Below are 13,349 nucleotides of genomic sequence, written 5' to 3'. Positions count from 1 at the left end.
TCCTTGACCGGTCAGTCGCGGAGGGAGGCGGCGACGGGGGACATCAGGGTGAGGGTCGAGAGGTTGGCGAGGATGCGGTCGTTGTGGATCATGACCGGCGCCGAGAGGATGTCGCGCAGGGCCCTGCCGACGCTGAACGCGCCGTCCTGGCGGTAGCCGGCGAGGCCGTTGGCGCGCAGCGCGCTCGACACGGCGGCGACCGCGAGCTCCGAGACCTCGACCTTCAGCATCGTCAGCGTCGTCTGCACGTCGAGGGCGGAGAGCCGCGACGGGTCCTCGCCGGCCTCGGCGAACAGGTCGATCGCCTGGGCGATCAGGGCGCGGGCCTGGCGCAGGCTGGACACGGCGCGGGCGTAGTGCACGGCGCCGGGCGGCGCCTGGCCGCCGGCGCCCCGCGCCGCGGTGCGGGTGAAGGCCTGGGCCCGCTCCACGGCGCCCGCAGCGATGCCGGCCCAGGCGCTCGACCACAGGATGTGCGAGACCGGGGTCATGGTCTGGCCGTGGATCTCCTGGTAGCGGGCGGCGAGCACCTGCTCGGGCCTCGCCCGGGCGCGCAGGCGGAAGCCCGCGCTGCAGGTGCCGCGCATGCCGAGCGTCTCCCAGCCGCTCAGCCGCTCCAGCGTGTAATCCTCCTTGAGGAACACGCAGAGCACCTGGTCGGAGGCGGCCGCGTCGGCGGCGCGGCGGGCCACGGTGACGATGCCGTCGGCCTCGGCGCCGTAGGAGATGACGGTGGCGGCGCGCTCGAGGGTCACGGAACCGCCGTCCGGCTCGATCGCGGCGGAGGACGCGCGCACGTTGCCGCCGCCCTGCCCCTCCGTGGTCGAGGAGGCCATCAGGAGCTGCTCGGCGCCGATGCGGCGCATCACGCCCTCGCACCAGGGCTCGCCCGCCCCGTGGCGGACGATGCAGGCGACCTTGGTCTGGTGCATCGCGAAGATCATCGCGGTGGAGGCGCAGGCGCGGCCGAGCGCGTAGGCGATCTCGGCGAGATCCTCGGTCGTGGCGCCCTCGCCGCCGAGGGCGATGGGAATTCCCGCGCCGAGGAGGCGCTCGGCCCGCAGGGCCTCGACCGCCTCGGCGGGGAAGCGCGCCTCGCGGTCCACCGCCTCGGCGTGGTCGGCGGCGATCGCGGCGGCCGCGGCAGCGCGCGCCCGCAGGTCGCTTCCGGCCTCGAGGGGGGAGGCCGCGTGGCCGTGCTGGATCGTCATGGGACCTCTCGAGCCGCCTCGGGCCGTTGGCCGCCGGAGCGCGGGCCGTGTCGGGGACAGTAGAGTACGGCTACTGCTAAAACGCCCTTACGCGGATCCTCGAAAACTACTGAGATCGGCACGAGAGCGAATTAACAAGGATTATCGTTAAAATTGCCGCCTTATTGATTCAGGAGGATTGGGGACTTAATCAGGTCAGATCGGAGCTTCACCGGTTCATGATCCGGGCGAATGCTCTCCTTCAGGCATTTCGGAGCGCGAGAGCCCCATGTCCCAGACCGTTTCGAGCGAGGTCACCGACCGCACGATGGCGCTCGCCCGCGAGATTGCGGCCCAGCACGCGGGCACCCGCGAGTTCCGGCCGGGCGACGCCCTGGTCGATGTGGGGCTGACCTCTCTCGACCTCGTGAACCTGATGCTGGCGATCGAGGCGGAGTTCGACATCATGATCCCGCCGGCCTGCCTCAACCCGCAGAACTTCTACTCGATCGAGGCGATCTCCCGCATGGTCGAGTCGGTGCGCGTCGGGACCCACTGAGGGTCTCGGCAGGCGGCCTCTCAGGGGTTCGAGACGACGGGCGCCTTGCCGTCCGTCGTGAAGGCCGCCTCGAACGCGCCCTTCTCGGTCTCGGCCCGGCAGCGGACGGTGCCGGGCGGCTTGTAGGGATTGGAGAAGCGGCAGGTTCCGACCGCCCGCGCGCGCTCGGAGCGCCCGCCCGCGCCGAAGACGACGCCGTCGATCGGCTGCACGGCGCTGTCCGGGTCCGGCTTGACCTGGGCGCTGCCCATGCCCGTGAAGGTGAGCGCCGAGCCGTCCTCGCCGATGAAGTAGAAGCCGACGCGGCCGTTCCTGTAGATCGTATTGAGGAGCCGCCCCTTGCAGGTGCGCGACACGTCGCGCCCCGCCACGACGAGGCGCTCGCAGGTGCCGTCCGCGCTCACGAAGGTCGGCATCGCGGCCGGCTCCGGCGCCGAACGGGCCGGGCCGGTGGCGGCGAGCAGGACGAGGGGAACGGCGAGGGTGAGGGCGGAGAGATCCGTCGTGCGATGGGTCATGCGGCCACGATAGCGCCCGGGCCCGGCCTGTCGACCCGCGAGCCCGGGTATCCGGATCCTCAGGCGTCGGGCCGCATCGTCCCGTCCAGGATCCGCGCATAGATCTCGCCGTCGAGGGGTCGGTAGGTGCGGGCCGCCCCGTCCGCGACGAGGAGCGGGTCGGGAACGCGCGCGGGATCGAAGCCCTCGGCGGCGAGCGCGCCCTTCTTCTGCTTGAAGGTCTCCGTGAGGCCGATCTCGGGGCAGAGCCGCAGGAAGAGCGGGCGGGCGTAGACCGGCAGGCGCTCGGCGATCTCGGCGTGGAGGCGGGCGCCGTCGAAGCCTGGCTCGACCGTCAGCGCCGCCATGCCGGCGCGGCCCTCGGCGCCCGGCACCGCGACCCCGTAGACCGTCGCCTCGCGCACGCCGGTGCAGGCCGAGAGCGCCTCGGCGACCTCGGTCGTGGCGACGTTCTCGCCCTTCCAGCGGAAGGTGTCGCCGATCCGGTCGACGAAGTGGAAGAAGCCCTGCGCGTCCTGGCGCATGAGGTCGCCCGTGCGCATCCAGGCATCCCCGGGCTTCAGCACGTTGCGCAGGACCTTGCGGGCGCTCTCGGCGGCGCTGGTGTAGCCCTCGAAGCGGTGCTCGGCCTTGTCCGAGAGGCGCCCCAGCAGCTCGCCCGTCTCGCCGCGGGGGCAGGGGCGGCAGAACCCGTCCGCGCCGCGCAGCGGCGCGGCGGTCTCGACGTCGTGCGCCACGAGGAGGGCGGGCGAGCGGTGGGCCATGAAGCTCGGCACGCGGCCGACCGCGCCGACCCGGCCCTCGACGTTGTAGAGCGAGACCGTGCCCTCGGTGGCCGCGTAGAACTCGAGGATGCGGGGAACCGCGAAACGGTCCGCGAACCGCTCCCACACGTCCGGCCGCAGGCCGTTGCCGGCGCAGAGGCGCAGGGCGTGCGCCCGCTCCAGCGGGTGCTCGGGGGCGAGCGTCAGGTACCGGCAGAGCTCGCCGATGTACTGGAACAGGGTGCAGCCCTCGCCGACCACGTCGTCCCAGAAGCGGCGGGCCGAGAATTTCTCCCGGATCACCACCGAGCCGCCGCCGAGGAGCACGCTGCCCGTCGCCACGACGCCGCCGACGCTGTGGTAGAGCGGCAGGCAATCGTAGATCCGGTCCTCCGGCGTCGGCTCGATCAGCCCGGCGAACCAGTGGGTCCACATCATGATGCGGTGGTGGCTCACCCGCGCCGCCTTCGGCAGGCCGGTGGTGCCGGAGGTGTAGATGAGCAGCGCCTCGTCGGCGAGGGTGACCGGCGGCGCCTCGTCGGCCCCGAGCGGGCCGCCGGGATGCTCGGCGGCGGCCTCCTCGATCCGCCGGAAGTCGGCGCCGGGGCCGTGCCACCACAAGTCCGGGCTCTCGGGCAGGAGCGTTCGCGCACCGGCGTAGGCCTCGGCGAGGCCGGCCTCGACGATCAGGCAGCGGGGCGCGGCGACCGCGATGCAATGGGCGAGCCCGGCGCCCCGCAGGTTCGTGTTGAGGAGGGCGACGCGCAGGCCGACCCGGGTCAGGCCGAGCCAGAGGGCGAGGTAGTCGGGCCGGTTGCGCATCAGCAGGCCAACCGTGTCGCCCTTGGCAAACCCTTCCGCCAGGGCCCAGCGGGCGTAGCGGTTCTGGCGGGCGGCGAGCTCCGCGTGGCTGAGGCGCTCGTCCTCGCCGATCAGGGCCGGCCGGTCGCCGTGCTCGGCAGCGAGGACGTCGACGACGCGCGGGAAGGTGCGCTCCGGCCGCGCGTCGATGCGCGCCGTGCGCTCCAGGGCGCCGATCCAGCCGGAGGTGGAGGAGCGCTTCGCGGGGGCGGGTTCGGACATGCGGGCTCGGGCTCGGAATAAGGCTGTTCAGGCGACGCGGGAGGTTGCCGGGGCGGTCGCCTCCGGCGGCCAGGACAGGGCGTTCGCGGTGCGGGCTGCCCGCCGCGCCACCTCCGCGAGCCAGGCCCGGAACAGGCGGGCGGCCTCGGCCTGCCAGGCGGCCTGAAGCGGGGGCGCCGGGTCGACGGCGGGGTAATCCGCGAAGCGGCCATCCCGGGCGGAGGCGAAGCGGGCGAGGCGCGCGGCCGCCTCCGGGGCGAAGTAGTGGGCGGGCAGGACCGGTGCGGCCGGGCGCTCGCCTCCGAGGAAGCGGCCGACGTCCCGGCGGTACTCGCGGGCGAGGCTGTCGCCGTCGTATTCCGGGTGGCCCTGCAGGAACACGAGGAGGCTCGCGCCCTCGCGCACGAACAGGTCGACGCCGACCTCGTCCGAGCGGCGCAGCACCGTGTAGCCGCAAGCCGCGAGGTCGTCCTCGGCGAGGTCGTTCCAGCGGGAATGGGGCACCGGCACGACCCGCGGCGCGCCCGCGAGCAGCGGGTGGCGCGCCGCCGCCGCGCAGGCGTAGATGCCGGAATGCTTGGCGTGGAGCGGGCGCCGCTCGATCTCGTCGAGATGCAGCACCGCCGCGTGGGCGGCGAGGCACGAGAACAGGGTCGAGACGGTGGCGGAAGCCGCCCAGTCCACGATCTCGGCAAAGGTGGGGTAGTAGGGCTCGTCGGACAGGCGCGCGGCTCGGGGCTCGCAGCCCGTCACGACGAGGGCGTCGAGACCCGCCTCGACGAGGGCGGTGTGGGGGGCGTAGGCGGCCTCGAGATGGGCTCGCGCCGGCGCGCCCCGCTCGAGCCCGGCGAGCGAGAACAGGCGCAGGTCGACGGGCACGCCCGCCCCCTCGATCAGGCGGCGGAACTGGCGCTCCGTGGCGAGGAGGGCGGCGTCCGGCATGTTGTTGAGGAGGCCGACCCGCAGGCTCGGGACCGCGGCCGGCGCCTCGGCCAGGGCGGCGAGAACGCGGGGCTCCGCTCCGGCCATGTCCTGCGGCGCTTCTAGGTCCTGCGGCGCTTCCAGCATGTCGGGCTCCCGGGGCGAGGGTTCGGGCGGGCTCAGGCGGCGAGCGCGGCCGGGCGGGCGGCCGCGAGCGCCTGCTCGAGGTCGGCCGTGATGTCGTCGATGTGCTCGATGCCGACGCTGAGCCGGATCATCTCGGGCAGGACGCCGGCGTGGCGCTGCTCGTCGGGCTTCATCTGGCGGTGGGTGGTCGAGGCGGGGTGGCAGGCGAGCGACTTGGCGTCGCCGATGTTGACGAGGCGCTTCACGAGCTTCAGCGCGTCGTAGAAGGTCTTGCCGGCCTCGAAGCCGCCCTTCACCCCGAAGGTGAGGAGCGAGGAGCCCCGGCCGCCGAGATACTTCAGGGCCATCGCGTGGTGCGGGCTGTCGGGAAAGCCCGCGTGGTTCACCCAGGCGACGCCCGGATGCCCGCGCAGGTACTCGGCGACCCGGCGCCCGTTCTCCACGTGCCGCTCGACGCGCAGGGCCACGGTCTCGATGCCCTGCAGGAGCAGGAAGGCGCTCAGCGCCGGCAGCACCGCGCCCGTGGTGCGCTGGTAGACGCTGCGCGCGCGGGCGACGAAGGCGCCGGGGCCGAAATGCTCGGCGTAGACGAGGCCGTGATAGGAGGCGTCGGGCGTGCAGAACATCGGGAAGCGCTCGGGCTGCGCCATCCAGTCGAAGCGCCCGGCCTCCACGATGACGCCGCCGAGCGTGGTGCCGTGTCCGCCCATGAACTTGGTGAGGGAGGCGATGACGATGTCCGCCCCGTGCTCGATCGGCCGCAGCAGGATCGGCGTCGCGACCGTGTTGTCGACGACGAGCGGGACGCCGTGGGCGTGGGCGACGCGGGCGAGGCCCGCGATGTCGCAGATGTTGCCGGCCGGGTTGCCGATCGACTCGCAGTAGACGGCCCGTGTGTCGGCATCGATGAGGGCCGCGATGTCCTCCGGGCTGTCGCTCGCGGCGAAGCGCGTGGTGATGCCCTGGCGGGGCAGCACGTGGGCGAGCAGCGTGTGGGTGGTGCCGTAGAGTTGGGGCACCGAGACGATGTTGCCGCCGTGGTCGGCGAGCGTCGCGATGGCGTAGTGCAGGGCGGCCTGCCCCGTGGCGACGGCGAGCGCGGCGTGGCCGCCCTCGAGCGCGGCCACGCGCTGCTCCAGGACCGCGACGGTCGGGTTCGCGATGCGGCTGTAGCGGAATCCCTCCTCCTCCAGGTTGAAGAGGGCAGCGCCGTGGTCGGCGCTGTCGAAGGCGTAGGCGACGCTCTGGTAGATCGGCACCGCGACCGCGTGCGTGGTCGGGTCGTGCTCGAAGCCGGCGTGGACGGCGATCGTCTCGCTGCGCATGGATGTTCCGTCGTGTGAGGCCCGGGGCGACCTGCGCCGGCAATCGCGCAAGGCCCGGGCCAGGATGTGCTGTTCCACCACGATACGATTGCTGAAGATCGATGGTTAAGCGGCTCTCATCCGTCCATCGCGGTGAATGATTGGCGAAAGACCAGTCTTCGCAAGCACACCGGCGAGTTTCCGGCGGAACAGGCCCGCGGCCTGGGGAACGCCGCCCGCCGCAGGGAGAGGCGCGCCCCTGTGCCGGCGCGGGACGCAGGAGTCTCGATATTGGATGATCCCGCGGATCGGCCAAATACAGATCCGATCAGATCAGGGATCGTGCGAGAAAAGCCAGTTAATCATGTCACCATGTCAGGTCTTGCCGTCGGCGGTGACCTGCCGCTTATAGGCAGGCACGCAGACCGATCCTTCATCCCGCGACCCGACCCAGGAGCCGCCCGTGCCGACGACCCCGATCATCCCGTCTGTCACCACGGTGGAGCTGAAGCCAGCCCCGATCGAGCCGAGCTGGATCCGCGAGGGCCGCCCGGTGGCGCGCAACGCCACGCTCTCGCAGAGCGCCGACGGCCAGGCGAGCACGCTGGTCTGGGACTGCACCGCCGGCACGTTCGACTGGTTCTACGACATCGACGAGACGATCTACTTCCTCGAAGGCTCGGCGACGATCAGCGACGGGCACGCCCCGGCGAAGACTTACGGGGCGGGCGACGTGCTGTTCCTGCCCCAGGGCGCCGTCTGCCGCTGGCACGTGGAGAGCTACGTCCGCAAGGTCGCCTTCTGCCGCCGCGTGCAGCCGAAGGCCGTGACGCTGGCCGTGCGCGTGCTCGGGCGCCTCAAGCGGACGCTCTCCCGCAAGCAAGCCCGCAATTCCGGCTTCCTCGAAGCCGCCTGATCCCGTCCTCGCGCTCCGGAGGAGCCCCCATGGCCACGGCATCGCCCGAGACGTCCGAGACGACCTGGACCTTCTTCGAGGACGCCTGGCACCCCGGCAACGTGCGGCTGATGGGCCCGCGCACCCACGGCGCCTGGCTCGGCTCGACGGTGTTCGACGGGGCGCGCGCCTTCGAGGGCGTGAGCCCGGATCTCGACCGGCACATCGCCCGCGTCAACCGCTCGGCCGTGGCGCTCGGCCTGAAGCCGAAGGTCGAGGAGGAGAGGTGGCTCGGTCTGGTGCGGGAGGGCCTCGCGCGCTTCCCCCGCGACGCCGAGCTCTACATCCGCCCGATGTACTGGGCGGAGGACGGGTTCGCCGGGGGCGTGCGCTTCGATCCCGAATCGACCAACTGGTGCCTCAGCCTCTACCACGCGCCGATGCCGCTGCCCGCGGGCGTGCGCGCGACCCTCTCGCCCTTCCGGCGTCCCTCGATCGAGACGGCACCGGTCGACGCCAAGGCCGGCTGCCTCTACCCCAACGGCACGCGGGCCTTGATCGAGGCGCACGGGCGCGGCTTCGGCAACTGCCTGATGCGGGACGGACTCGGCAACATCGCCGAGTTCGCCAACGCCAACGCCTTCTTCGCCCGCGACGGTGTCGTGTTCACGCCGGTGCCGAACGGCTCGTTCCTGGCCGGCATCACCCGGGCGCGGGTGATCGGCCTCCTGCGGGAGGCCGGCGTCACGGTGGTCGAGGCGACGCTCGCCTACGCGGATTTCCTCGCGGCGGACGAGGTCTTCACGGCGGGCAACTTCGCCAAGCTCGCGCCGATCACGGCCCTCGACGACGCCCGCTTCGAGCCGGGCCCGATCTTCCGCAAGGCGCGCCAGCTCTACTGGGATTTCGCCCACGGGTGAGGAGGTCCGAACGCCCTCAGCCTCCCCGCAGTGCCTTCTCGCGGATCGCCGCGAGGCTCATGCCTGGCGAGATCGCGTCGGTGGCGATCTTGAGGTGCACGATGGCGGGCTGGCCGGAGGCGCGGGCGGCCTCCAGGGCGGCGGGGAAATCCTCCGTCGCCTCCACGGTGACGCCGAATCCGCCGAAGGCACGGGCGTAGGCCGAGAAATCGGGGTTCTTCAGGTCGGTCGCGCAGACGCGGCCCGGGAAATCCCGCTCTTGGTGCATGCGGATCGTGCCGTAGCTGCCGTTGTCGCAGACGATGCAGATGACGGGCAGGCCGTACTGCACGGCGGTCGCGAATTCCTGACCGTTCATCAGGAAGTCGCCGTCGCCGCTGAGCGCGATCACCGTGCGGTCCGGGTGGAGCGTCTGCATGGCGATGGCCGCCGGCACCCCGTAGCCCATCGAGCCGGAGGTCGGCGCGACGTGAGTGCCGAGCTGCCGGAAGCGGTAGTAGCGGTGGATCCAGGCCGCGTAGTTGCCCGCCCCGTTGCAGAGGATGGCGTCCTCAGGGAGCGCCTCGCGCAGGTGCACCATCACGGCGCCGAGGTTGACGCGGCCGGGCTGGGGCGTCGGCACCTCGCTCCAGGCGAGGTACTCCGCGTGCGCGGCCTCGGTCCGGCCGGCCCAGCGGATGCGGGCGGGGCCCTCCAGCCGCGCCAGGGCCGCCGCCGTGCGGACCGGCGAGGCATTGATGGAAAGATGCGGCACGTAGACCCGGCCGATCTCCTCCGCCCCCGGATGGACGTGGACGAGCCGCCCCTGCGGCCGCGGCAGGTCGACCACCGCGTAGCCCTGGCTCGGCACCTCGCCGAGGCGCCCGCCGAGCACGATCAGGAGGTCGGCTTCGCGCGCCCGCGCGGCGAGCTTCGGGTTCGCCGCGAGGCCGAGATCGCCCGCGTAGGACGGGTGCAGCGGGTCGAACAGGGGCAGGCGCCGGTAGCTCGTGGCGACGGGAAGGCGGAAGCGCTCCGCGAAGGCGCGCAGGTCCGCGCAGCCCGCCTCCGTCCAGCGGCTGCCGCCGACGAGGAGGAAGGGCCGCTCGGCCTCGGAGAGCAGCGCGGCGAGGCGCTCGATCTCCTCCGCCCCCGGCGCCGCCTCCACCGGCTGCCAGGCCGGGGCGAGCGGCCCGGGGCAGGGCTCGCGCAGCATGTCCTTCGGGAGCGCCAGCACCACCGGCCCGGGCCGGCCCGAGGTGGCGGCGTGGAAGGCGCGGGAGACGTATTCGGGCACCCGCTCGCCCTGGTCGATCTCGGCCGCCCACTTGGCGAGCGGCCCGAAGGCGGCGCGGTAATCCACCTCCTGCCAGGCGTCGCGGTCGCGGTAGCCCCGCTCGACCTGGCCGACGAACAGGATCATCGGCGTGGAATCCTGCTGGGCGACGTGGATGCCCGCCGAGGCGTTCGTGGCGCCGGGGCCCCGCGTCACGAAGCAGATGCCGGGCCGCCCGGTCGCCTTGCCGTGCGCCTCCGCCATCATGGCCGCGCCGCCCTCCTGGCGGCAGACCGTGACGGCGATGTCGGCGTCGTAGAGCGCGTCGAGGACGGGCAGGAAGCTCTCGCCGGGCACCGTGAAAACGTGGCGGACCCCGTTGGCCTGGAGTTGCGCGACGAGCGCCTGGGCGGCGGTGCGGGTCTGCGTCGTCATGGAGGGCTCCGGTCTTCGCGGCGCGCGGCTCCGGCTCGCGGAGGATCCCGGTGAGCCTAACCGCGAAACGTTAGCGGGACGTCTCGCGCGCCTTGCCCGTGGCCGCCTCCGGCACCTCGTCGCGCAGCGCCACGCCCTCGAACAGGTGGCGGCCGAGCGGGTCCATCCGGAAGCCCGCCACGCTCTTGCGCAGCGCCATGTGCACGACCGTGTGGGCGAGCGGCACCCAGGGCGCCTCGCGCCGGAAGATCGCCTGCGCGTGCCGGTAGAGGGCCGTGCGGGCGGCGACGTCGCCGGTGCGGCGCGCTGCCTGGATGGCGGAATCGTACTCGGCCTCGCACCAGCGGGCGAGGTTGGCGCCGCCCGGCTCGGCCGCCTTGCAGCCGAGCAGCACGTTGAGGAAGTTGTCCGGGTCGCCGTTGTCGCCCGTCCAGCCGTAGAGCATGGCCTGCGGCACGCCCCCGTAGAGGGCGGCGCGGTAGGCGCTCCAGGGCTCCGTGACGAGGCGGGCGCGCACGCCGATCCGCGCGAGGTCCGCCTGGATCATGTCGGCGACACGCCGCCCGTCCGGGTTGTAGGGGCGGCTGACCGGCGGATACCACAGGTCCGTCTCGAAGCCGTCGGCGTGGCCCGCCTCCCGGAGGAGTTGCAGGGCCTCCGCCCGGTCGAAGGGGATGTCGGGCAGCCCCGGGTCGAAGGCCCAGAGGCCCGGCGGCAGCGGTCCGCGCGCGACGATGCCGCCCGCGCCGTAGGCCGCCTCGACGATGGCGCGGCGGTCGATGGCGAGGTTCATGGCGCGGCGCACGCGCACGTCGTCGAAGGGCGCCTTGCGAGTGTTCAGGGCGAGGTAGGAGACGTTGAGCTCCGCCTTCCCGGTCAAGTCGAGGTTCGGGTCCGCCCGGATGGCCGGCAGGTCGGCGGGTGCGGGGAAGGCCATCACCTGGCACTCGCCGGCCTTCAGCTTGGCGAGGCGCACCGCCGGGTTCGGGGTGATCGAGAAGACGAGCCCGTCGATGGGCTCGAGACCGGGTGCGGCGGGCTCCGGAGCGCGCCAATAATCGGCAAAGCCGCGATAGCGCACCGTGACGTCTGGCCGGTAGCCGGCAAATGAAAACGGTCCTGTGCCGATCGGCGCCCGCTCCAGGTCTTCGACGGCCCCGGCCGCGGCGAGCGCGTCCGCGTACTCGGCCGAATGGATCGCGGCGAAAGCCTGGGCGAGGTTCGGCAGGAAGGTCGCGTCCGGCTCCTTGAGGCGGAAGCGCACCGTGCGGGGATCCGGTGCCTCGACCCCCTCCAGGAGATCGGCGAAGCCGAGATCGCGGAAATAGGCGAAGCCGCTCTTCGCCCGGTGGAACGGGTGGTCCGGCTTCCACTGGCGGAGGAAGCTGAACAGCACGTCCCGCGCGTCGAGCGGGCGGGTCGGGGTGAAGCGGGGGTTGGCGTGGAAGCGCACGCCCGCGCGCAGGGTGAAGTCGTAGGTGCGACCGTCCTCCGAGATGCGCCAGGATTCGGCAAGCCCCGGGCGGATCACGGTGGTGCCGGGCGTGAACTCGACGAGCGTGTTGAACATCTGCCAGGTGACGTTCATCGCCGTCGTGGTGGTGACGGCGGCCGGGTCGAGCGATTCCGGGTTTCCCTCGGAACAGAAGACGAGGGTGCGGGCGAGCGCCGGGGCGGCGAGCGGCGGGAGGGCCGTGAGCCCGAGCGCGAGGCCGAGGACGCGGCCGGCCGCCCGCATCGTCGAGGGGCGGCGCATCAGACCGCCTTCGCGAGCGCCGGGCGCTCACTCTCGGCGAAGGAGGCCGGAAACTCGATGCGCACGCGTGTGCCCTCACCCGGGCGGCTCTCGATGGCGATGCGACCGCCGAGCTTGGCGGTGACGAGATTGTGGACGATGTGCATGCCGAGCCCCGTACTGCCCCGCGAGCGGGCGGTGGTGAAGAACGGATCGTAGATCCGGTCGAGGTTCTCGGGCGGGATGCCGCGCCCGTCGTCGGCGATCTCCAGGCGGATCGTACCGGGCCGGACCTCCGCGACCTCGACCGCGATGTGACCCGGCCGCCCGCCCGCGAAGCCGTGCACCACGGCGTTGGTGATGCAGTTCGTCACCACCTGCGCGAGCGCGCCGGGATTGGTCTCGACGGTGAGCGGCGGGCAGGCGCGCGCGACGCTGTGGCCGCCCTGGCGCAGCAGGGGCTTGAGGCTCGCGAGCAGTTCGTCGAGCCACGTGTGGAGCGGGAAGCGGCGCTGCTCGTCGCTGACCCGGTCGACGGCGACCTGCTTGAAGCCGTGCACGAGGTCGGCGGCGCGGGCGAGGTTCGTGCAGAGCAGGGCGGCCCCCTCCTGCACGCGCTCCACGTAGTGCGTGAGGCGCGAGCGCGAGAGCTGGCCCGAGGCGAGGGTCTCGTCGAAGGCCCGCGTCTCGTCGCGCACCACCGTGGCGGTGGTGAGCGCGAGGCCGAGCGGCGTGTTGATCTCGTGGGCGACGCCGGCCACGAGCTGGCCCAGCGAGGCGAGCTTCTCGGCCTGGATCAGGTCGGCCTGGGCCTGGCGCAGGTCGAGGAGGGCGGCGTCCGCCTGGTCCTTGGCGCGGCGCAGGGCCTGCTCGCGCCGGGCGATCTCGGTGACGAACACGTTCGTCGCCCGGGCGATGTCGCCGAGCTCGTCCCGGCGCGCGAGGCCGCTGACCTCGCCCCGCGCCGGGTTGGCGGCGAGCGCGATCATGTCCCCCTGCAGCGCGCGCAGCGGCGTCGTGATCGAGCGGGCGACGGCGAGGGCCACCAGGGTGCCGATGAGCAGGCCGGCGGTCGCCCCCGCGAGCAGGATCTGGCGGACGGAGGCGCCGAAGCTCTCGGCATCGCCGATGAAGGCGTCGTTGAGGCTCTGGGCGCTCGCGCTCATGGCGGCGGCGAGGCGGTCCATCTCGGCCAGCATCTCGTTCTGCCGCTCCAGGCCGCCGACCGTGGTGGTGAGGCGCTTGCGCCAGCCGTCGACGGCGTCGACCATCTCGGCCTGGATCAGGGGCGAGATCGGCAGGGCCTCGGCGCGGGCGGAGAGGCGCTCGCCCTCCCCCAGCATGGCCCGCACCGCCAGCACGTCGCGCCGCCCGAGCGCGTCGGCCGTGCGCTGCCCGAGCCGCAGGGTGGTGACGGCGATGTTCTGCGTGGCCTGCTCGGTCTCGTTGGCCTCGACCGCGTAGGTGAGGAGCTGAGCCACCTCCTCGTGGAGGGTGCGCTGACCCGAGGAATCGATCTTCTGCAGGCGCTCGGCCCAGTCCACGAGCTCGCGCGCCGCCGCCGAGTCGCGGGCGGCGCGCTCCGCGAGGCCGGCGAGCTCGTCCGCCTCGCGGTTGCGCCCC

11 protein-coding genes are annotated in these 13,349 nt (G+C 72.9%); 3 read left to right on the top strand and 8 right to left on the bottom strand.

Annotation, left to right across the window (positions count from 1 at the left end):
* Positions 1-11 precede the first annotated feature (11 nt).
* Positions 12-1,211 carry an acyl-CoA dehydrogenase family protein gene (locus MOX02_RS07625; protein ID WP_147025212.1) on the bottom strand — a complete coding sequence of 400 codons (1,200 nt, stop codon included), beginning with the start codon at positions 1,209-1,211 and terminating at the stop codon, positions 12-14.
* A 268-nt stretch (positions 1,212-1,479) separates the two neighbouring features.
* Here MOX02_RS07625 and MOX02_RS07620 point away from each other — a divergent pair, with 268 nt between their 5' ends.
* On the top strand, positions 1,480-1,749 hold the full coding sequence (locus MOX02_RS07620) for a phosphopantetheine-binding protein (protein ID WP_147025211.1): 270 nt from the start codon (positions 1,480-1,482) through the stop codon (positions 1,747-1,749).
* Between the two features lie 20 nt (positions 1,750-1,769).
* Here MOX02_RS07620 and MOX02_RS07615 read toward each other — a convergent pair whose 3' ends face one another.
* The 4 genes from MOX02_RS07615 to MOX02_RS07600 are packed head-to-tail and all read right to left on the bottom strand — an operon-like array spanning position 1,770 to position 6,507.
* On the bottom strand, positions 1,770-2,267 hold the full coding sequence (locus tag MOX02_RS07615) for a hypothetical protein (protein WP_147025210.1): 498 nt from the start codon (positions 2,265-2,267) through the stop codon (positions 1,770-1,772).
* A gap of 59 nt (positions 2,268-2,326) precedes the next feature.
* Positions 2,327-4,114, bottom strand: coding sequence for a long-chain-acyl-CoA synthetase (locus tag MOX02_RS07610; protein WP_147025209.1), 1,788 nt, complete (start codon positions 4,112-4,114; stop codon positions 2,327-2,329).
* 27 nt (positions 4,115-4,141) lie between these two features.
* Positions 4,142-5,182 carry a homoserine O-succinyltransferase MetA gene (gene metA, locus MOX02_RS07605; protein ID WP_147025208.1) on the bottom strand — a complete coding sequence of 347 codons (1,041 nt, stop codon included), beginning with the start codon at positions 5,180-5,182 and terminating at the stop codon, positions 4,142-4,144.
* Positions 5,183-5,214: 32 nt separating this feature from the next.
* The gene (locus tag MOX02_RS07600; RefSeq protein WP_147025207.1) at positions 5,215-6,507 is read right to left on the bottom strand and encodes an O-acetylhomoserine aminocarboxypropyltransferase/cysteine synthase family protein; all 1,293 of its coding nucleotides are present in this window, start codon (positions 6,505-6,507) and stop codon (positions 5,215-5,217) included.
* Positions 6,508-6,949: 442 nt separating this feature from the next.
* Here MOX02_RS07600 and MOX02_RS07595 point away from each other — a divergent pair, with 442 nt between their 5' ends.
* Positions 6,950-7,402 carry a cupin domain-containing protein gene (locus MOX02_RS07595; RefSeq protein ID WP_147025206.1) on the top strand — a complete coding sequence of 151 codons (453 nt, stop codon included), beginning with the start codon at positions 6,950-6,952 and terminating at the stop codon, positions 7,400-7,402.
* A 29-nt stretch (positions 7,403-7,431) separates the two neighbouring features.
* On the top strand, positions 7,432-8,301 hold the full coding sequence (locus tag MOX02_RS07590) for a branched-chain amino acid aminotransferase (protein WP_147025205.1): 870 nt from the start codon (positions 7,432-7,434) through the stop codon (positions 8,299-8,301).
* 16 nt (positions 8,302-8,317) lie between these two features.
* Here MOX02_RS07590 and MOX02_RS07585 read toward each other — a convergent pair whose 3' ends face one another.
* From MOX02_RS07585 to MOX02_RS07575, 3 genes are all read right to left on the bottom strand, one after another.
* Positions 8,318-9,991 carry a thiamine pyrophosphate-binding protein gene (locus MOX02_RS07585; protein ID WP_147025204.1) on the bottom strand — a complete coding sequence of 558 codons (1,674 nt, stop codon included), beginning with the start codon at positions 9,989-9,991 and terminating at the stop codon, positions 8,318-8,320.
* A gap of 70 nt (positions 9,992-10,061) precedes the next feature.
* Positions 10,062-11,747: an ABC transporter substrate-binding protein gene (locus MOX02_RS07580; RefSeq protein ID WP_238178742.1), complete on the bottom strand. Its 1,686-nt coding sequence runs from the start codon at positions 11,745-11,747 to the stop codon at positions 10,062-10,064.
* The coding region (locus MOX02_RS07575) for a sensor histidine kinase (protein ID WP_147025203.1) at positions 11,747-13,349 on the bottom strand (1,603 nt) is incomplete at its 5' end. The genes MOX02_RS07580 and MOX02_RS07575, both read right to left, overlap by 1 nt.

This window comes from Methylobacterium oxalidis, assembly GCF_007992195.1.
In the GTDB taxonomy this organism is placed as follows: domain Bacteria; phylum Pseudomonadota; class Alphaproteobacteria; order Rhizobiales; family Beijerinckiaceae; genus Methylobacterium; species Methylobacterium oxalidis.
Note: the sequence above shows the minus strand (reverse complement) of the source record. Positions and strands in the feature narration are given on the sequence as shown.

What these genes read in the sequence shown, in the direction of transcription:
- MOX02_RS07610 (WP_147025209.1), bottom strand. Translation starts at nt 4,114, where the DNA reads ATGTCCGAACCCGCCCCCGCGAAGCGCTCCTCCACCTCCGGCTGGATC.
- MOX02_RS07580 (WP_238178742.1), bottom strand. Translation starts at nt 11,747, where the DNA reads ATGCGCCGCCCCTCGACGATGCGGGCGGCCGGCCGCGTCCTCGGCCTC.
- metA (WP_147025208.1), bottom strand. Translation starts at nt 5,182, where the DNA reads ATGCTGGAAGCGCCGCAGGACCTAGAAGCGCCGCAGGACATGGCCGGA.
- MOX02_RS07590 (WP_147025205.1), top strand. Translation starts at nt 7,432, where the DNA reads ATGGCCACGGCATCGCCCGAGACGTCCGAGACGACCTGGACCTTCTTC.
- MOX02_RS07620 (WP_147025211.1), top strand. Translation starts at nt 1,480, where the DNA reads ATGTCCCAGACCGTTTCGAGCGAGGTCACCGACCGCACGATGGCGCTC.
- MOX02_RS07625 (WP_147025212.1), bottom strand. Translation starts at nt 1,211, where the DNA reads ATGACGATCCAGCACGGCCACGCGGCCTCCCCCCTCGAGGCCGGAAGC.
- MOX02_RS07615 (WP_147025210.1), bottom strand. Translation starts at nt 2,267, where the DNA reads ATGACCCATCGCACGACGGATCTCTCCGCCCTCACCCTCGCCGTTCCC.
- MOX02_RS07600 (WP_147025207.1), bottom strand. Translation starts at nt 6,507, where the DNA reads ATGCGCAGCGAGACGATCGCCGTCCACGCCGGCTTCGAGCACGACCCG.
- MOX02_RS07585 (WP_147025204.1), bottom strand. Translation starts at nt 9,991, where the DNA reads ATGACGACGCAGACCCGCACCGCCGCCCAGGCGCTCGTCGCGCAACTC.